General features: G+C 55.0%; 21 protein-coding genes. 12 read left to right on the forward strand and 9 right to left on the reverse strand.

Annotated elements, in window-relative coordinates; translation table 11 throughout:
* The first annotated feature begins 193 nt into the window (after positions 1 to 193).
* From QQL62_RS10505 to QQL62_RS10555, 11 genes are all read left to right on the forward strand, one after another.
* On the forward strand, positions 194 to 325 hold the full coding sequence (locus QQL62_RS10505) for a hypothetical protein (RefSeq protein WP_284378778.1): 132 nt from the start codon (positions 194 to 196) through the stop codon (positions 323 to 325).
* A 98-nt stretch (positions 326 to 423) separates the two neighbouring features.
* Positions 424 to 567, forward strand: coding sequence for a hypothetical protein (locus QQL62_RS10510; protein WP_284378781.1), 144 nt, complete (start codon positions 424 to 426; stop codon positions 565 to 567).
* Positions 568 to 776: 209 nt separating this feature from the next.
* Positions 777 to 932, forward strand: a complete 156-nt coding sequence (locus QQL62_RS10515) for a hypothetical protein (RefSeq protein ID WP_284378783.1) — start codon at positions 777 to 779, stop codon at positions 930 to 932.
* A 116-nt stretch (positions 933 to 1,048) separates the two neighbouring features.
* Positions 1,049 to 2,395 (forward strand): family 16 glycosylhydrolase, encoded by a 1,347-nt coding sequence (locus QQL62_RS10520; protein WP_284378785.1) that lies wholly within the window; start codon positions 1,049 to 1,051, stop codon positions 2,393 to 2,395.
* 152 nt (positions 2,396 to 2,547) lie between these two features.
* Positions 2,548 to 3,246 carry a GntR family transcriptional regulator gene (locus QQL62_RS10525; protein ID WP_284378786.1) on the forward strand — a complete coding sequence of 233 codons (699 nt, stop codon included), beginning with the start codon at positions 2,548 to 2,550 and terminating at the stop codon, positions 3,244 to 3,246.
* Positions 3,243 to 5,042 carry an IlvD/Edd family dehydratase gene (locus tag QQL62_RS10530; RefSeq protein ID WP_284378787.1) on the forward strand — a complete coding sequence of 600 codons (1,800 nt, stop codon included), beginning with the start codon at positions 3,243 to 3,245 and terminating at the stop codon, positions 5,040 to 5,042. Before QQL62_RS10525 ends, QQL62_RS10530 begins: the two co-directional genes overlap by 4 nt.
* A gap of 9 nt (positions 5,043 to 5,051) precedes the next feature.
* Positions 5,052 to 5,897, forward strand: coding sequence for a fumarylacetoacetate hydrolase family protein (locus QQL62_RS10535; protein ID WP_284378788.1), 846 nt, complete (start codon positions 5,052 to 5,054; stop codon positions 5,895 to 5,897).
* A gap of 3 nt (positions 5,898 to 5,900) precedes the next feature.
* Positions 5,901 to 6,863: a 2-hydroxyacid dehydrogenase gene (locus QQL62_RS10540; protein WP_284378789.1), complete on the forward strand. Its 963-nt coding sequence runs from the start codon at positions 5,901 to 5,903 to the stop codon at positions 6,861 to 6,863.
* Positions 6,864 to 6,938: 75 nt separating this feature from the next.
* Positions 6,939 to 7,097, forward strand: coding sequence for a hypothetical protein (locus tag QQL62_RS10545; protein WP_284378790.1), 159 nt, complete (start codon positions 6,939 to 6,941; stop codon positions 7,095 to 7,097).
* Positions 7,098 to 7,388: 291 nt separating this feature from the next.
* Complete coding sequence (locus tag QQL62_RS10550; RefSeq protein WP_284378791.1) at positions 7,389 to 7,529, forward strand: hypothetical protein; 141 nt, start codon at positions 7,389 to 7,391, stop codon at positions 7,527 to 7,529.
* A gap of 72 nt (positions 7,530 to 7,601) precedes the next feature.
* Positions 7,602 to 7,745, forward strand: coding sequence for a hypothetical protein (locus QQL62_RS10555; RefSeq protein WP_284378792.1), 144 nt, complete (start codon positions 7,602 to 7,604; stop codon positions 7,743 to 7,745).
* A gap of 5 nt (positions 7,746 to 7,750) precedes the next feature.
* Here the strand turns inward: QQL62_RS10555 and QQL62_RS10560 are convergent, their stop codons facing one another.
* Positions 7,751 to 8,581, reverse strand: coding sequence for a sulfotransferase domain-containing protein (locus QQL62_RS10560; protein ID WP_284378793.1), 831 nt, complete (start codon positions 8,579 to 8,581; stop codon positions 7,751 to 7,753).
* Entirely contained in the window at positions 8,578 to 9,474 is an 897-nt protein-coding gene (locus QQL62_RS10565; protein ID WP_284378794.1) for a hypothetical protein, read from the reverse strand. The genes QQL62_RS10560 and QQL62_RS10565 overlap by 4 nt, the downstream gene beginning before the upstream one ends.
* Positions 9,475 to 9,618: 144 nt before the next feature.
* On the opposite strand from QQL62_RS10565, the gene QQL62_RS10570 reads away from it, so the two are divergent.
* Entirely contained in the window at positions 9,619 to 9,762 is a 144-nt protein-coding gene (locus tag QQL62_RS10570; protein WP_284378795.1) for a hypothetical protein, read from the forward strand.
* Here QQL62_RS10570 and QQL62_RS10575 read toward each other — a convergent pair.
* From QQL62_RS10575 to QQL62_RS10605, 7 genes are all read right to left on the reverse strand, one after another.
* Positions 9,759 to 11,471, reverse strand: coding sequence for an asparagine synthase-related protein (locus QQL62_RS10575; RefSeq protein WP_284378796.1), 1,713 nt, complete (start codon positions 11,469 to 11,471; stop codon positions 9,759 to 9,761). The two genes, QQL62_RS10570 and QQL62_RS10575, sit on opposite strands and share 4 nt — an antisense overlap.
* On the reverse strand, positions 11,464 to 13,134 hold the full coding sequence (locus QQL62_RS10580; protein WP_284378797.1) for a glycosyltransferase: 1,671 nt from the start codon (positions 13,132 to 13,134) through the stop codon (positions 11,464 to 11,466). Before QQL62_RS10580 ends, QQL62_RS10575 begins: the two co-directional genes overlap by 8 nt.
* Positions 13,131 to 13,412, reverse strand: a complete 282-nt coding sequence (locus QQL62_RS10585; protein WP_284378800.1) for a PqqD family peptide modification chaperone — start codon at positions 13,410 to 13,412, stop codon at positions 13,131 to 13,133. The genes QQL62_RS10580 and QQL62_RS10585 overlap by 4 nt, the downstream gene beginning before the upstream one ends.
* Complete coding sequence (locus QQL62_RS10590) at positions 13,413 to 14,009, reverse strand: aspartyl/asparaginyl beta-hydroxylase domain-containing protein (RefSeq protein ID WP_284378802.1); 597 nt, start codon at positions 14,007 to 14,009, stop codon at positions 13,413 to 13,415.
* 36 nt (positions 14,010 to 14,045) lie between these two features.
* Positions 14,046 to 14,363: a hypothetical protein gene (locus QQL62_RS10595; RefSeq protein ID WP_284378805.1), complete on the reverse strand. Its 318-nt coding sequence runs from the start codon at positions 14,361 to 14,363 to the stop codon at positions 14,046 to 14,048.
* A 243-nt stretch (positions 14,364 to 14,606) separates the two neighbouring features.
* Complete coding sequence (locus QQL62_RS10600; RefSeq protein ID WP_284378807.1) at positions 14,607 to 15,707, reverse strand: ParB/RepB/Spo0J family partition protein; 1,101 nt, start codon at positions 15,705 to 15,707, stop codon at positions 14,607 to 14,609.
* The gene (locus QQL62_RS10605; RefSeq protein WP_284378809.1) at positions 15,704 to 17,011 is read right to left on the reverse strand and encodes an AAA family ATPase; all 1,308 of its coding nucleotides are present in this window, start codon (positions 17,009 to 17,011) and stop codon (positions 15,704 to 15,706) included. Before QQL62_RS10605 ends, QQL62_RS10600 begins: the two co-directional genes overlap by 4 nt.
* Positions 17,012 to 17,343: the final 332 nt, after the last annotated feature.

Consider the following 17,343-nt stretch of genomic DNA (forward strand, 5'->3'; position numbering starts at 1 on the left):
CTCGTTGGTTGGCGCGGTTATAAGGCCTTGCCCCCTCTGCATCAAGCGTTGCGCGAAATTATAGATAATTTGAAATTATCCCAACCCCCCGCTCTGTAAACAACGGCCCCGATTGCACCTGACGCCCCCCTTTACTTATGAACTGTCCTAATTTACTCTGTTGCCAACAGCAGTCTTAAATCGTGAGATACTAATGGAATCCAAAGAACCAAAGAAAAAACAGTGGATCACCCCCACCCTAGAGGCGGATCTGATTGACAAGGAAACCCATTCGGGTGCTCCTATTTTTTTCGGCCGAGAGGATGTGGTCTATCGGCCGTCCTAAGAACAGCCCCTCGCCCTCATATTAACCAATAGACAAGTTAGTTTCGCATACCTCATGGCCACTATCCAGGGCTATCAACCCGAAAATTGGAATACCAAATGAAACAAACCATCCGTCAAACCTCCGAGCCGCTGAAAAAACAATGGACAGAACCAAAGCTATCGCGCGACGAAATTGCCGATGAAACGGATGCCGGCCCGAAATACTATAAAGTTGAACTTGGCCTCTACCAACCCTCTTAGACACAGATTTTTTCACTCTCGGGCACCACTTATTTTAAAAATCGGCCATGGCTATTGTCAGGGCTCGCAATGCAAGTGTATGCAATGAAACGCAGCGCCGTCTCATAATCCCGCGGGGATATTTTGAAATTTTCGACATTGCGACCAGCGTCCTCAATATGTTAGCCATTGCTCAGTGAACAACCAATGACTGAACAATAGGAATTCCAATGTCTGTGTCTAACCCGCTAGAAAACACATCACCAGATATCCAACAGAAAAAACAGTGGACAGAACCAAAGCTAAAATGCGACAAAATCGCCCGTGAAACAGATTCCGGCCGAACCGTCGATGGTATTGAAACTCCCGTATACCGGGTCTCTTAACCAACCGCGGGCACCATTCATGCTGCCCGCGCGTTAACCAATTAACCAATATTTCACCACCATAGCGAGAATTTTGCTAACTGTGTTAACCAAAACAACACAGCGCGGAGTCTCGCATGACCCTTACCCTCAATGACCAAACCTACGTCCTGACCTTTCAGGATGATTTCGACACGGCCCGCATCTGGGATGGAATCGGAGATGGCGATATTTGGGCCACATCCTATCGCCCACACCAAGATGACGCCCGCAATATCGCCGCAAATGGCGAGCTACAATACTATGTCGATCCCGACATGACGGATTTCGAAAACCCTATCGCATTCAATAACGGCACTGCCCAAATCACCGCCACCCCGCTGACCCCCGCCCAATCCGCGCTGGCAAATGGCGCTGAATATTCCTCGGCAATTCTAACCAGCGAAATGAGCTTTGGCTTTACCTATGGCTATATAGAAATGCGCGCTGATATCCCGGCACAAACAGGGTTCTGGAGCAGCCTCTGGTTGCTGCCCACCAGCGGCGAATGGACATCAGAAATTGATATCTTTGAAATCAGGGGCGCAGAGGCGGGCACCATCCACACCAACTATTGGCAAGATCAGGGCGGCACCATGACCCCCGATGCAGATTACACCCAAAACACCGATGCAGGCGCAGGTTTTCATACCTATGGCCTGCTATGGACCGAGGATACCCTGCAATGGTTCTATGATGGCACCCTGATCCGCGAGGCCTCGGTGACACTGGATCAGGAAATGCAGATCCTCTTGTCGCTGGCCGTTGGTGGGTTTGGCGGCGATACCGATGCCAGCACAGATTACACAGACCCCTACAGCATCGATTATATCCGCATCTACGAGCTGGAAAGCTCTGACACCCGTAATGATGCCCTAACCGGCGATTTCATCTCACATGATCTGAAAAACGGCACCAATAACAGCGAGGAACTCTACGGCACCCGTTTTGACGATACGATCAAGGGGCGCAAAGGCGACGACACCCTCTATGGGCGCAGCGGCGCGGATAAATTGCGCGGGAACAAGGGCGAGGATAGCCTATTTGGCGGGGATGGCGCGGATAATCTGGGCGGGGGTCAGGACAACGACCACCTGATTGGCGGCGCAGGCGCAGATACCCTAACGGGGGGCAAGGGCACAGATCACATGTGGGGGGGCGACTACGGCGCCGATGCTACCACCGATACCTTCGTGTTTTCCGCAGATTCTGGCACAGACTATATCCATGATTTCGAGAGCGACCATGATCTGGTGAAGCTGCGCCACTATGAAAACGGCAATTGGGATGATCTGCAACTGGCCCTGTCTGACCAAGGCTGGGCCGTGCAAATCGATCTGGCCAGCCTAGGCGGCACCACGGGCGATACGCTCTATCTGGTCGGCGCAAATATGGCCGACCTCAGCACAGATAACTTCATCTTCGTCGATCCTGTGCTAGGCTAGCGCGCTACCCTGTCCATATGGCACACTGGCGCGAACACCCTATGGTCTTTGGGGCGGTGTCCCCTCCGTGGTAAAATAATGAAAATACCTTTTTATTTTGTGATTCACCCTATATCACAATATTTAAACCACGCGATCGGACCCCCGCCCCCATGCCCGCCACCACCATGCCCTCGCACAGCATCTATGAAAATCTGCGCAATCGCCTGATCACCGCAGAATTCCCCGGCGGGTTTCGGATGAAGCCCGACGAGCTGCGCGCGCCCTATGATTGCTCGGCCTCTACCATGCGAGAGGTGTTGTTTCGCCTGTCATGCGATGGGTTCCTAAATTTTATCGACCAACGCGGGTTTCACACCCCCAACCCTAACCCCGAAAAAATGATAGAACTGGCCCAAATGCGCATCATGCTGGAACAGGCCGGCGCGCGCCATTCTATCGCCCATAGCACCCTAGAATGGGAGGCCCGCCTGACGGCCGCCCAACACAAGCTGGCCCATATAGAAACCGCCATGCAGACAGAAAAATCCGCCCGCGAACATGTTGGCATATGGACTGCCGCCGAACGTGAATTTCACATGACACTGGTATCCCTTAGCCCCAACAGCCTGTTAAAATCCACCCATGTGGATTTCTTCGACCGCTTTCGCCAATTGCTGGTGATCAATAACATCCACGGTAATTTCGGCTATCGCGCCGGCAATATCACAGAACACAGCCAGATCGTGGATACCGCGCTATCCGGCGATGCCGATGCCTGTTGTGCCATGCTCAAACAACATGTGGAAAGCAGCATGATCGGCCTGCGCGGCCCCCACTCCTTAGATACCCAACCCAAGAGCCCCCAATGACACAGAAGAAAAAGCCATCCGACCTGCGCTCGCGCCAATGGTTTAATAACCCAGAGGAATCCGAGCTTACGGCCATGTACCTAGAACGCTACATGAATTACGGCCTAACCCGCGAAGAGCTGGGCATGAAAAAACCCATCATCGCCATTGCCCAGACCGGATCTGACCTGTCTCCCTGTAACCGCCACCACCTAGAGCTGTCAAAACGCCTGCGCGATGGTATTATTTCCGCCGGTGGCACGGTGATGGAAATCCCCGTGCACCCAATCCAAGAAACCGGCAAGCGCCCCACCGCCACGCTGGATCGCAATCTGGCCTATCTGTCACTGGTCGAGAGCCTCTTTGGCTATCCCATCGATGGCGTGGTTCTGAATATTGGCTGTGATAAAACCACCCCCGCCCTTTTGATGGCGGCGGCCACGGTGAATATCCCCGCCATCGCCTTCTCTGTAGGGCCCATGCTGAACGGCTGGTTCAATGGCAAACGCACGGGATCAGGCACCATCGTCTGGACGGCACGCGAAATGCTGGCGCGCGGCGAAATCGACGAGAGCGAACTGATCGACCTGATCGCATCCTCGGCCCCCAGCACAGGGTTTTGCAACACCATGGGCACCGCCAGCACCATGAATTCGCTGGCCGAGGCGCTGGGGATGCAATTGCCCGGCTCTGCCGCAATACCCGCCCCCTACCGCGAGCGCGGACAAATGGCCTATGCCACCGGCAAACGCATTGTTGATATGGTCTGGCAGGATCTGAAACCCAGCGATATCATGACCCGCAAATCCTTTGAAAACGCCATCGCCGTTAACAGCGCAATTGGCGGATCAACCAATGCCCCCATCCACCTAAATGCCATCGCCGCCCATCTGGGACTAGAGCTGAATAACCAAGATTGGCAGGACATCGGCTATGACATCCCGCTGTTGGTTAACCTACAGCCCGCAGGCGAATACCTGGGCGAGGATTACCACCACGCGGGCGGCGTCCCTGCCGTGATCAATGAAATGATGGCCCATGATCTCTTGCCCCACCCAGATGCGGCCACGGTTAATGGCGCCAGCATCGGGGAAAACTGTGCCAACACCAAAATCACCAATACGGATGTGATCCGCCCGCTGGATAATCCCCTGCAACAAAAGGCGGGATTCATCCATATGACAGGCAATGTTTTTGACAGCGCAATTATGAAATCCAGCGTGATCTCTGCGGATTTTCGCGCCCGCTACCTAGAAAACCCCGATGACCCCAATGCGCTACAGGGCACGGCCATTGTCTTTGACGGGCCAGAACACTTCCACCACAGCATCGATGACCCTGCACTAAACATCACCGAAAACTCGATCCTGTTCATGCGCGGCACAGGCCCGTTGGGCTATCCCGGCGCTGCCGAGGTGGTGAACATGCGCCCGCCAAATTACCTGCTAAAGGCGGGCATAGACGCCCTGCCCTGTATCGGCGATGGCCGCCAATCGGGCACATCCGGCTCGCCCTCGATCCTAAATGCATCCCCCGAGGCCGCCGCTGGCGGGCCGCTGGCCATCATCCAAAACGGCGATCCCATTCGCATTGATCTGAACACAGGCGAGGTGCTGTTACAAATCCCGGATACCGAAATCGAGGCGCGGTTCGAAAAACTGGTGCGCGATGGCGGCTATCCGATTCCCGATAGCCAAACCCCATGGCAACAATATTTCCGCGCCCTCAGCGGCCCGCTATCTGATGGAATGCTGTTGCAAGATGCGCAAAACTATCAAAACATCGCCGCCAAATTCACCCCACGCCACAACCACTAAGGACATCCGATGAAATTGCTTCGCTATGGCGCCGCTGGCGCAGAAAGACCCGGGCTACTGGATGACGATGGCCATATCCGCGACCTGTCGGATCACATATCCGATGTAAATGGCGCAGCCCTTGCCCGCGATAAATTGGCAGAACTGGCCGCCCTTGATCCCGCCACCCTGCCCCTGATCAGCGGCAACCCGCGCCTTGGGCCCTGTGTGGGTAATATCGGCAAAATGCCCTGCATCGGGCTAAACTATTCCGATCACGCCGCCGAAACAGGCGCCGAAATCCCCAAACACCCGATCCTCTTTCACAAGGCCACATCGGCCATCAGCGGCCCAAACGATGATGTCTCGATGCCGCGCGGATCCACCCATACCGATTGGGAGGTAGAGCTGGGCGTGGTGATCGGCACGGCGGCTAAATATGTATCCACAGAAGAGGCCTTGGATTATGTGGCCGGATACTGTGTGATCAATGATGTCTCAGAACGCCACTTCCAAACCCAGCTAACCGGTCAATGGACCAAGGGGAAATCCTGCGATACCTTCGCGCCGACTGGCCCGTGGATGGTCACCGCAGACGAGATCGACGATGTGCAAAACCTCAGCATGCACCTAGATATCAATGGCACCCGCCGCCAAACCGGCAATACCAGCACCATGATCTTTAGCGTGGCTGAAATCATCGCCCACCTCTCACAGCTGATGACATTGCACCCGGGCGATGTGATTTCCACAGGCACGCCACCGGGCGTAGGCATGGGCATGACCCCCCCCCAATATCTGGCCGTGGGCGATGAAATGAGCCTGTCGATCCAGGGCCTAGGCACCCAGACCCAACGCGTAACAATGGACACATAGCACATGACAAAACCGCATCTGTTCCTGATCGGCGGCGCAACCAAGCGGATGATTCAGGCGTTTAACCAGCATTTCACCCTGCACAGCCGCCGCGACATCGATGATATCGATGGCTTCTTGGCGGAAATGGGCGATAAAATCACCGCCGTGGCCACCAATGGCCATTCTGGGATCTCGGCAAAATACATGAATGCCTTCCCAAACCTACAGGTCATATCCTGTTATGGCGTAGGCTATGACGCAATTGATTGCGCGCCTGCGGTGGCGCGCGGCATTCAAATCAGCCACACCCCCGATGTGCTGAACATCGATGTGGCCAACCACGCCCTGTTGCTGTTGTTGGCCGCCAGCCGCAATTTGATTGCCGAAGACACCCACGCCCGCAGCGGCCAATGGGCCAGCGCGGGCAATCTAGGCCTGTCGACCTCGATCACGGGCAAAACTGTGGGCATTATCGGGCTGGGGCGTATTGGGCTAGAAATCGCCCGAAAGCTGGCGGCGTTTGACTGTGATGTGGTCTATCACAACCGTCGCAAACGCGGGGACGTGGTGTATAAATACTATGATGATCTCACCCAAATGGCCCGCGATTGCTGGGCCGTAATCGCCATTACACCAGGGGGGCAGGCCACCCAGCATCTGGTGGATGCGGATGTGATCAATGCCATCGGCCCACAGGGTATTTTTGTAAATGTGGCGCGCGGGTCTGTGGTGGATCAGCCTGCGCTGATAGCGGCGCTGACAGATGGGCGTCTGGGCTTTGCCGCGCTGGATGTGTTCGCGGCCGAACCAGAAATACCCGACGCCCTATCGGCCCTGCCCAATACCATCCTAACCTCCCATATCGCCAGCGCCACCCATGAAACCCGCACTGCGATGGGGGATCTGATGGTGGAAAACCTGCTGGAATTTTTCGCCACCGGATCGGTAAAAACCCCCGTTCCAGAATGCGCGCACCTGTGCTGATTGACCGACCCAAAAGCTACATTGAAATTAACGAAAGATTTTGGTAAATCGCCACAACACATTAAGGAGCGCAAAATGCAATCGACTAAAAAAACCGAAGATCATAAAAAAGCATGGGCCGCGCCCAACCTTTACGAAGAGCAACACCAGCGCTCCGCGAAAATTGGTGATGTAACAGAATCGGGCACTGAGCCAGGAGTGGGTAGTGAGGGTATGATCTACAGCCTATCCTAAAGCGCCTAATCGGTCACATAACCGCGCTATGATCCACATTTACATGTGCGATCTGATGGTGGAAAGCCTGCTGGAATTTTTCGCCACAGGGTCGGTAAAAACCCCCGTTCCAGAATGCGCGCACCTGTGCTGATGGGCTCGGTGCATGAGGCATTGAAAATCATTCTTGAATTGGTTAATATCTGTTAATCTTTTTAAGAGGCCGCAACCGTCACCTGACCAGACAGACTCTCGGATATTTAAAACACAAAGCCAAATTCACCTACTATGGGTCGCCCTAGGAAAATAAACATGACACACAAAGATACACAACAAGCTAAAAAAGACTGGACCGCGCCAGAACTGATCGTCGACGATCTAGCCGAAAACACTGATGCGGGCTTATTTGAAAACCCCAAGAGACCAGAGGGCACCTTTTACAACCCATCCTAATCTGATCAGAACTTGGCGAAATTTCTTTCGACCAAATGATCATTCTAAACACCAAACTTCAGGAACCCCAAAATGCCAGACACGACAACCAAGAAAAAATGGATTGCACCCGAACTACACGAAGCACAGCGTCAGCGCTCCGCCAAAATTGGCGATGTAACACAAGCTGGGGGATATACCTCCACCTTTGAAGGTGGTATCTACCGCCCTTCCTAAGGCCCCTAATCGGTCGCATATCCAAAACGGCGCATAACCGCGCCATGATCCGCATTTATCTGTGCGATCTCTGCATCTGATAGCTCTGCGCGGTAATCCCGCGCCGCGCCCTTGGCAAAAAACCCGTTCTTCGCAAAATTCATCTCGCTAAAACCCGACGCCGCCTCTTGGCGTTGTAGGCGATCAAAGGCGCAATACTCTGCCGCCTGTGCTATGCGATCCGCATCCACATCCCGCCCAAGCGCGGCAACAATGCGGGCGAAATTACCCACCGGATCAGCCAGCAAATCCTCGTAGCGCACCACCGTCACAGGAATATCACGCTGATCAACCCAGCTGGTCACATTCTCGCTCCATGTGCCAATCTGCTGTGGTAACAGATGATGCCCAAACTCTATGCGCCCGCTTAGACGAAACAGCGGCCGGTTCATTACCTTGATCGTGCGCCTGATCTCAAATCCCAAATGATTGGCAAAACTGGGCGCCACATTCAAAGGGTTGCGGATCAAATACACCACACCGCGCACGCTATCACACGGAAACACCGCACGGCCATTGGGGGCGATGCGCTGAATGTCGTGCACCTTGGCGGCAAATTCATCACTATTATCGGCAATATAGTCGCGGCAAAAATCCGCGCGTAAATTGTCCAAGGCCCCCATGCTCAAATCCGCAGAATTCACCCCGACCGCCTCGTCAAAATCCGCGCGCAGAATAAACGGCTGCTTCAGCGTCAGCTGGTTGATATTCATATCCCCCGCATCGGAGAGGTAATGCGTTAACATGCTACGCACCCAAGTATTGCCTGACTTGGGATATGACGCCAGTAGAATCATAGCCCCAGCTCTGTGTAGATCAGCTCATTAACCTCGTCGATCGTGCTCCCCTCGCGCGGGCGCGAAATCACCATGGTCTTGGCCTGTTTGGTCAAAACAGATCCCAGCCTGAATTGCGCAGACAACATCCCCAGACCCTTTAGAAAATTTGACCGAAAGGTAAATTTCAATATCCACGGCATTGCATCCTTGGCGCTCAGTGTTTCGATCGACAGCGGCGCATCCTGTTGCGCAAGTTGCAACAAAAATAGATTGGATACCCTGATTGGCCCGCTGTGCAATTCCGATACCGGCAAATTGTATTTGGGCACGCTGGCCTGCACCAATTCTCGATTCATCGGCGCCACATCATAATGTTGCGCCGCCGCTTCGGTTAGGCGATTGCGCCCAAAGGCGGGCACCGCAACCAAGGCACCCTGATCATCTAGCTTCAGCGCCGTGATATCATCCGACAGCATCTTATACCCGCGCTTGCGAAACCCCGCCAAGGTGGTGGATTTGCCGTATCCCGACTTGCCGGATATCAACACCGCCCCTGCTGGCGTGGCCACAGAACTGGCATGCAGCGTTAAAAACCCGCGCATCTGTAACAAGGCCGCCACCGCAGAGCTCAGCAAAATCACCCGCAGATCATCCCCCCCAGCCCCAGCCTCTGGCGCCACAGTGATGCGCGCGCCATCCTCTACCAAATAACGGCCCACACCTTCAAAAATACTTAGGAATGCGCCGCGCTTGGCCTGCCAATTGGCCCGCTCATGGGTGGCACCAGATAGCCGCTCTGGCACCGCACCAATGCCTATGGTCACATCCACTGTGCGCGCCTCTACGATCTGAAATTCTGGGATTTCAATTTCCGAGGCAATCACCAAACCAAATGCAAGATACGTATTCATAGCTGTCCAATTTTTGCGATATTTTCCCCCATTCCCCACGGGGTTTCAATTGCTTTTGCTGGCGGGGCAAAAATATTTCTTGCCTTGGCCCAACCACAGGTCTATTTACATGTTTAGGTTGTATTTACATAGATTGGAACACCCATGAAGCCCCAAAATACCGAAGCCGAGAAAAAGCAATGGTCAACCCCAAAGCTGAAAACCGGCAATGTACCACAGCTGACCGATGCAGCGGTCTATCCCGGCACCAGACCAGCCCCAGAGCTTACGAACTACACCCCCTCCTAAGGGCGCGATTGCAGGATTAAAGCCAAGGCATTGCTGATCTTGCCGAACTGGGTCTTTTGCCCCGCTACCTGATCTTTCAAACCCTGCCTTAGGCGATCCATATCCAAAAATGCGGCGCGCGCGGGATCAAACGCGCCCGCATCAAGACGCGCCAGAAATTCTGGCGCAATTTCACGCCCAGCACGGGCCGAATCATCGAATCGCGCCGGCTCTTCCTTGTCATTGCGCAGGCGCAATTTATCCACCAGTATCCCGCTGGTCGCCAGACGGATCACATTGCGGCGCAGGCCGGTTTCTGATGTAAACAAATGTGGCGGCAACCCCAAAACAAAGCTCACCAATCGCTGATCCAATAGCGGATAAGCAAACTGCACCCTTTGATCCGCAAAATACGAAGACCAGCTGCGCATGCGTTCCTGTATCCCGCCAAGGGTCAGGCGCAGGATTTGACGCCGCCGCGCCGTGCCATCACGTAGCCCCGGCATGGCCTGCTCTTGGGCGCGAAACTGTGCCAAATATGAGGGGGTCAAAAAGCTGTTGTTGCCCCGCTCTGATCGGCGCGAAAATAGCGCCCTTGGCGCATGGCGCAGGCTTCGCATCCAGCCGGGAACACGCCCGCGCCATTTGCTGCGCCCGGGGTTAGATATCACCTCATCTCCGCCCCATCCCGATAAAACCAGCCGCGGCGCATCATCTTTTAGCGCGCGCTGAGCACCAATTTCTAATAACAGCGTCGAGGTCGAATTACCAACGCAGGGATCCAGCGCGAAAAACGCCTCTTGGTCACAGGCCTTGATCCCCGCCCAGCTCAAATCCACATCATAGGTTTGGGCGGCTAGGGCGCAATATGCGTGATCCGGCCCGCGCTGATCAGGGGTATCCGCATCCGGCAGCCAAGAGACCCCAATGGGCCGTTTTAGCCCCTGCTGTTTGGCATATGGCCCAGCAATGGCCGCCACCGCAGAGCTGTCTAACCCACCAGAAATATGCAGCGCCAATTGGATATCATGGGGCACACGTTGCTGAACCGACAAGCGCAGCAGATCCTGTAGTTCTGAAATCAGCTCAGCATCAGATTTCCCGCGCTGAACCGGCGCATCATTTGGGTGCCAATAGGGGGTGACCTTAGCCCCCTGCCCTGCGTGAAATTCAACGTATTCGCCCATATGCAATGATCGGATTTCATCAATTATTTCGCGGCGCGGATCGCTGGTATTGGCCCCATGTAGGAAATCCAATACCTTGGGCGTGTACAGGCAATCGCGATCCACGCAATGGGGCAACAAATCGGCGATAGCACTGGCAAAATACACCGCATTTCCTTGATCCAGATAAAACAGGGGCCGCGTGCCCAGATGATCTGAAATCAGCAACAACCTCTGGGCAATATTATCCCAGATCACAATGGCAAAATCCCCCGCCAGTGCTGGCAAAAACCCCAAGCCCTCGCCATAGGCCTGGGCCACCAGTTGCGCCTGATTGGCGCCGCGTAAATCCGCATCAGACAGATCAGGCCAATGGCAGATGCGACCAAATACGGCCACCAACAGCTCTTGGCCCTTGGCACGGTGCAGGTGGGTGAAAACCTGCCCCATATCCACCAGCGCGGGATTGGTCACCAGCCGACAGCCCCCCAGCATCAGCCCATCGCCGCCCTGTGCATCGCCTGCGCCAAACACCAGCGCGCCGGATATCGCCGCGCTATGCACGAACCGGTGCCATAATTGATTGATACCCGAAATGCGCAATCAGATCGTGGTCAAAGACCTCATTTGCGACCTCTAGCTGTTGCGGCGTTAGCGCACCTATCTGATCCGCATTCATATTGCGCAGGCGCTCGGAATAGCGCCCCTTGATAAACAGGGTCTGATCCAAATCCAAATCATCCAGCTCTGGTACAAAATCCATAATGCGCGCGGCCACTTGATCAGGCATGGCGCACATCTCTTCGTAGGTAAAGAATACGCTCTTGTCCTTAAACAGGGCTTGGTTTTTGCGCTGCAGATCAAAACAGCGCATCACATGGATCGCGGCCACACGTAGGTTATGAACATAATTCGGCCCCTGATCTAGGGCGGCACGGCGGCGCACGATGCCCTCATACATGGCATAGGGGTTGCGAATCATCATCAAGAATTTTGCATTATCAAAATGCCTATCAAGACTTTGGGCATAGGCGATAAAGGGCGGGGCCTTGGTAAAAAACACGCTGGCATCGATGCTGTCGGCCGTGGCCTGAAAATACCAAACCTTTTGGTTGTGGGGCCAATTAAAATTGCTGGCATCACGGTACTCGGCAAAACCTGCGTCCTCGCCCGCCCAGATCAGCTGGCCGTTCACGCGGGTATTTGGCCCCTTGAATCCCAGCATGTGCTGGCCCTCGCGGTACAAATCCCAAACATGACGGCTGGTGCCGATGGCCTTGGACAGGAACGTCGAACCGCTGTTATTGGGGCACAATAGAAACAGATGGGTTTTGATAAGTTCGCGGCGCAAATGCTGGGCACCATTGAATTTTTTATACCCCAGCGCCTCTTGGGTGCGTACATAATGCGCGCGCCATGCCCGGTAACCATAGATCACTGCCGCTTCTCCGGCGGCATCAAAATCCTTGGCCCACGGCTTTTGCAGGCAATTGAAATGAAACACCTTCACATCCGACAACGCGCCCTGATATTTGGCCTGTGTATCCCCCACATGGCCCAACAGGAAATTGTACTCGACCCCCAGCATCTCTTGGCGGCCCTCTAGCACAATATTTAGAACCGCCTGATCATGCAGGCGCACACCGCCCTCTTGCCAAAAATCATCCGATAGGAAATCCAACAATCGCCCATAGGTTTCAGGGGTGCGCAGCGCAGACCCAATCATCACAAACCCAGAATTAAACGTATCGCGCAAGACCCCCTCGGGGGCATCTATTGGTGCCTCATTACAGGTGGTTCGACTGCGGCCATTGCCGCGCAAATTCGGCCCATCAGGGGCCACTAATAAATCAGCCTCGCGCGCAAACACATCACGCAGGTCAGCGCAAATCAGCAGATCGCTATCGCAGAACAACACCCGATCATACCCATACAATCCAAAGGCCTGAAGCGCGCTAAACATCACCCTGCGCCGCGGGTTCTCGATCTGGGCCTTGGTTAAGGCCGCGCGATATTCGTCATCCAGGCCCCGCACCGTTATGCGCTTGTCCAGGCGCTCTAACATCTTCACAGAGGCCGGCAGGATATCATCGCCCAGCACCAGAATATCGCCCTGATACCACGCATTGTGTTCTAGGAAACTGGCAATCATCGTCAGGCAACCAGGCATAAATGCCTCGTTGCATACGGTCACCAAACAGTGACCCCCGCAGATATCTTCGCTCATGTCAGCGCAACAACCTCGGCATCCGCCATCTGCCCAATAAAGGCAACGACATCGCGCCGACAGCTCTCTGCATCGATATCATAGGCCCCCAATAATTTGGCCTCAAGCTCGCCCAATGTCTTGGGGCCTTGCTCTAGCATCTCCCAGATATCCGCAGAAACCCCCGCAAGGCTGTAATAGGCCCCGCTCTCGATATCCATCATCACAAATTCGCCGTCCAACTCGGTGGCCAATACGGCCTCGTTCTTGGTGATACAGGTGGTCTCGGTAATGTCCATTTATACGCCCTCTTTCACGCGCTCATGCGCGCCTTCAAATACTTCGAAAATCAAATGAATGCGCGCCTCATCGCCCGCATTCCAAACCCCGTGGGATTTGATGTTGTTCACCTCATAGGCCTGACCCTTTTCCAAATGCCGATCCACACCATCCACATGAAAGGTCGCCCCCGCATTGGTCTGAAGTGGGACATGGATTTTATGGCAATGCAGATTAGACCCTGCGCCATCCGTATGGGGATCGATGCCATAGCCACCCTGTAGCCGCGCCAACATCACCTTGGGGAATTCGGGTTTTTCAAATCCATAGGGTTTGATCACACTGTCCAAAACAGGTTGGATCAGCCCCTGCCACGCTGGCCATAATTGCCGCGCATAAGACGAGCGATGATCCGCGTTGCGATGAATGAACCGAAAGACCAAATGATCGGTATGATGAAAACAGGCAAAGTTGTTTTCCTTCTCGGCGTTTTCGCGCGCCCAAACCGCCTCGGAAACCTTGCCGACCATAGCGACCAATCGGTCGATATCCACTGCGCCCAGATCTCGGAATCGTTCTGGCTTTTCAATTGGGATCAGATTCTCAATTGGTTGCATAAATATGTTGGCCCCCAGATGCCTTGTTTAAATATCTTACCTTGTTTTAGCCCCCCTACCCCGCATCGGCAAGGGCTTGATGGCCAGCTTACGCCCCTCGATATCATAGGCTGGATCCGCCACATGACCCAGCGCATCTAACAGGCCCAATTGATACAGAACCTGCGCATAGATCCCAATAGAAACATTGGGCGCGCCACGCTCCACCTTGCCCAGCGTCAGACGCGTGGTGCCCGCAAGACGCGCCAGCACATCCATAGGGATTTCGCGCCGCAGGCGGGCATGGCGAATATCCTCGCCTAGATTGGCAAGGGAATCGCGGATATCTGCGGGGAGTTTTTGATCTTGCTTCATGTTACTATACTATACCTTATATCGCTTTATGTATATTATACTATACAAAACCACCTATTTCAAGGCATAAACCTTCCCCGCGGGGAAGGTTTTCAACCGACCAGCACCACCAAAAGACCCGCTGAATTACCCTATGCTTCCCCCTGCCCCACCACAAGATCCCGCAAAACCTCCGCACCCAGACAACAGGCATAAAAAAACCTTCCCCGCGGGGAAGGCTCTGCATTTGCTATGACAGGTGGATCAGTCTAGCTGATCCAACAGCCGGCGCACCGCATCTTCTAGACGTAGGCGATCCACGGTGGAAAAATCCCGCGCCAGCCGCACCTCTAATCTGCCCGATGATGCGGTGCATTTCGCCGTGCCCTCGGGGCGCGAGATTTGAAAGGTGGTCTTGGCTTGGCGCGGGCCTTTGTCCTTGCGCGCCTTGGTCTCGGGTGTGGGTGCCTCTTCGTCCACCTCGCCCACATAGGCGCGCAGCACCGCCAGCTCGTCTGCCACGCTGCGGTTGACCAGCGGCGCTAGGTCGCGCTTGATGGCGCCCGCAATGCCCGCCTCTTCGTCCATACGCGCCTGTAGGCCCAGACCTAAACTGCGGGGAATATATTGCGGGTATTCCAGATCCGATCCCAGCTCTTGCAACAGCTTCACAAAGCCGCGGATATAGCTGCGCTTTTGATAGGATGCCGCCTTGAACAGGATCGCCACAGATTTATCCGCCGTCTCGCCAATGGTGTTGGGATCGGCCGCATAGGATATGGCCAGTGCCGCCATCTCGGCAAAGCTGATATCCTTGCGCACCAAATTCTCGTCGACCATTTTGCGATACAGGCTCTCGATGCTTTCGCCCTCTTGCACAATCCCCGCGGGGATATGGCCGAAACGCGCGCTATCGCCGGTCTCTTCCAACAGCTCGCGGTAGGCGCTAAGGCGACGAAAGCCCTGGATCAATTCATAGCGCCCGTCGCTGCGCGCCTCGACCTGGATCGGGTTTGACAGGCCGATTTCGGCGATGGATGCCTTTAGCTCGTCCAGTTCGTAATCCTTGCCCACCGCACGGTCGCGGGTCAGCTTGTAGGTTTCGACATCCGTCACGGGGATGCGGTCTAGCACCAGACCCGCCTTCTTCAGCGCCACGAAATTCTGTGCCAAGGCGTCGTTCTCGGCGCGGATCTCGGCCTCGATGGCCGCGCGCTCTTTCAGGCTGGCCGAGGTTTCATTAATGGCGGTGGCCATGGGGCCGCGGCGTGCGGGCATGGCGGATTTTGTCTCGGGGGCCGCGGGGGATTCCGTGGCGGCCATATCTGGCATGTCTATGTCGAACATGCGGCGTTTCTTGCTCATTGCTCATCCTCCAACTGGTCCCATGCATCTTGGAACGTGGTTCTGAATTCCGTATAGGCGCGATCAAAGCTAGAGCGCGCGCGGCGCCATGTATCGCGGGTCATTTCACGGTAGTCGATTTCGTAAACCGAGCTGAGGAAGCGGCCAGATTGCTCGACGGCGCGGGTCATCTCGATTGGGTGGTCTGTTAGTCTATCCCCAAACACCTTGCCAAAGGCCTCGACCATCGCGCGGTGCAATTCATTGCCCGGCTCGTAGCGGGTAACAAGGAAGCGGATATCCTGAAAGACCTTAGGCAGGGCGATCTTCCCTGCGGGGAAGCTGTGGGAAAACCCGTGGCTCAGATCCTCTAGTGCCTCGGCCAATTGCCCGATGAAGCTGGTGGTGCTGTCATATTCCCAATAGCCCGGGCCTGAGGGGATATAAAGTACGTCCGCCGCAAAGACCGCGTTCATGGATTGGTATCCAATGGCGGGGGGGCAATCGAAGATGATCAGGTCATAGGCATCATCGGGGATCGCATCCAGATAGCGGCTAACGGCGGCAAAGAAAGACCATTCTGGGTTCATGTGGCGGTACTGGGCCGAGGCAAATTCCACAAAGGCGGCATTGGCGCAGGAGGGCACGATATCGATGGTGGGCCATGCGGTGGGCTTGATGAAATCATTGACCCGCAGATCGCCCAGCCCCATGTCGGTGATGGATGCGGGGATTTTGCGCTGGGGCAGGGCGGTGCCGCTCTCGGCGCCTTGGGATGCAGTATTCATGCGATTGGTCTCGCGTTCCAGATCCCGCGCCATGATGCCCCAGACGGTGTGGTCCTCGGCCACATCCGTTAGGCCCATAGAATGGCTCAGCGTGGCCTGCGGATCAAAGTCCACCGCCAAGACGCGATAGCCATCCAGCGCGGCGGCATGGGCGAAATGCAGCGCCACGGTTGATTTGCCCGCGCCACCTTTAAAATTGGCAATGGCACAGCGCACCGCGCGCTTCCCCGCGGGGCGCTTGGGCATCAGGCTCTTGCGGTTCACCTTCATGCGGCGGCGCAGCTCGTTGATTTCATCAAGGCTATACCAGCGCTGGCGGCCATCTGCCTCGACCTCGCCGGCGGGCAGGGAGGGATCGGCGGCCAGCCGCCCGCGAAAGGTGGATTGGTTGATTTGAAAGATCAGCTCTGCCACCTCCCAGCTGCTAAAGCGGCGCAGGGTCTTGGTCATCTCTGGGCTAAATGTTTGCTGTCTGATCCAGCTTTGCATCTTTAGGGAATTGGCCTGAAGGGCGCTAAGATCTTCGTGGGTGAACATAGTATGGTTTCCTGTAGGACGTTAATTCTGCGTTTTCTTCTAAATACGCTTTATTTGCAAAAAAAGCAAAGATGAAGTTAGCTATAGTGGCGAAAGCCTCCCCGCGGGGGGAAAACGAGGGTAGGGGGTTGAAACCACGGTCTTTTGCCCCCGAGGCGATTCGGCAGTCTTTTGTGGTTTAACAATCGCTTGGCGGGTCGAGCGCAGGAAATATTAGGGGACGCCCTGGCGGCGCATGGTCGCAATTAGGGGACATTTTTCCGCCAATAGGGGACGTACTGTATGTCCCCCTATACCATTGATACCTATCTTTTAGATATATTTGAGGGGGA

The sequence above is a fragment of the Amylibacter marinus genome (genome assembly GCF_030160015.1).
Taxonomy (GTDB): Bacteria; Pseudomonadota; Alphaproteobacteria; order Rhodobacterales; family Rhodobacteraceae; genus Amylibacter; species Amylibacter marinus.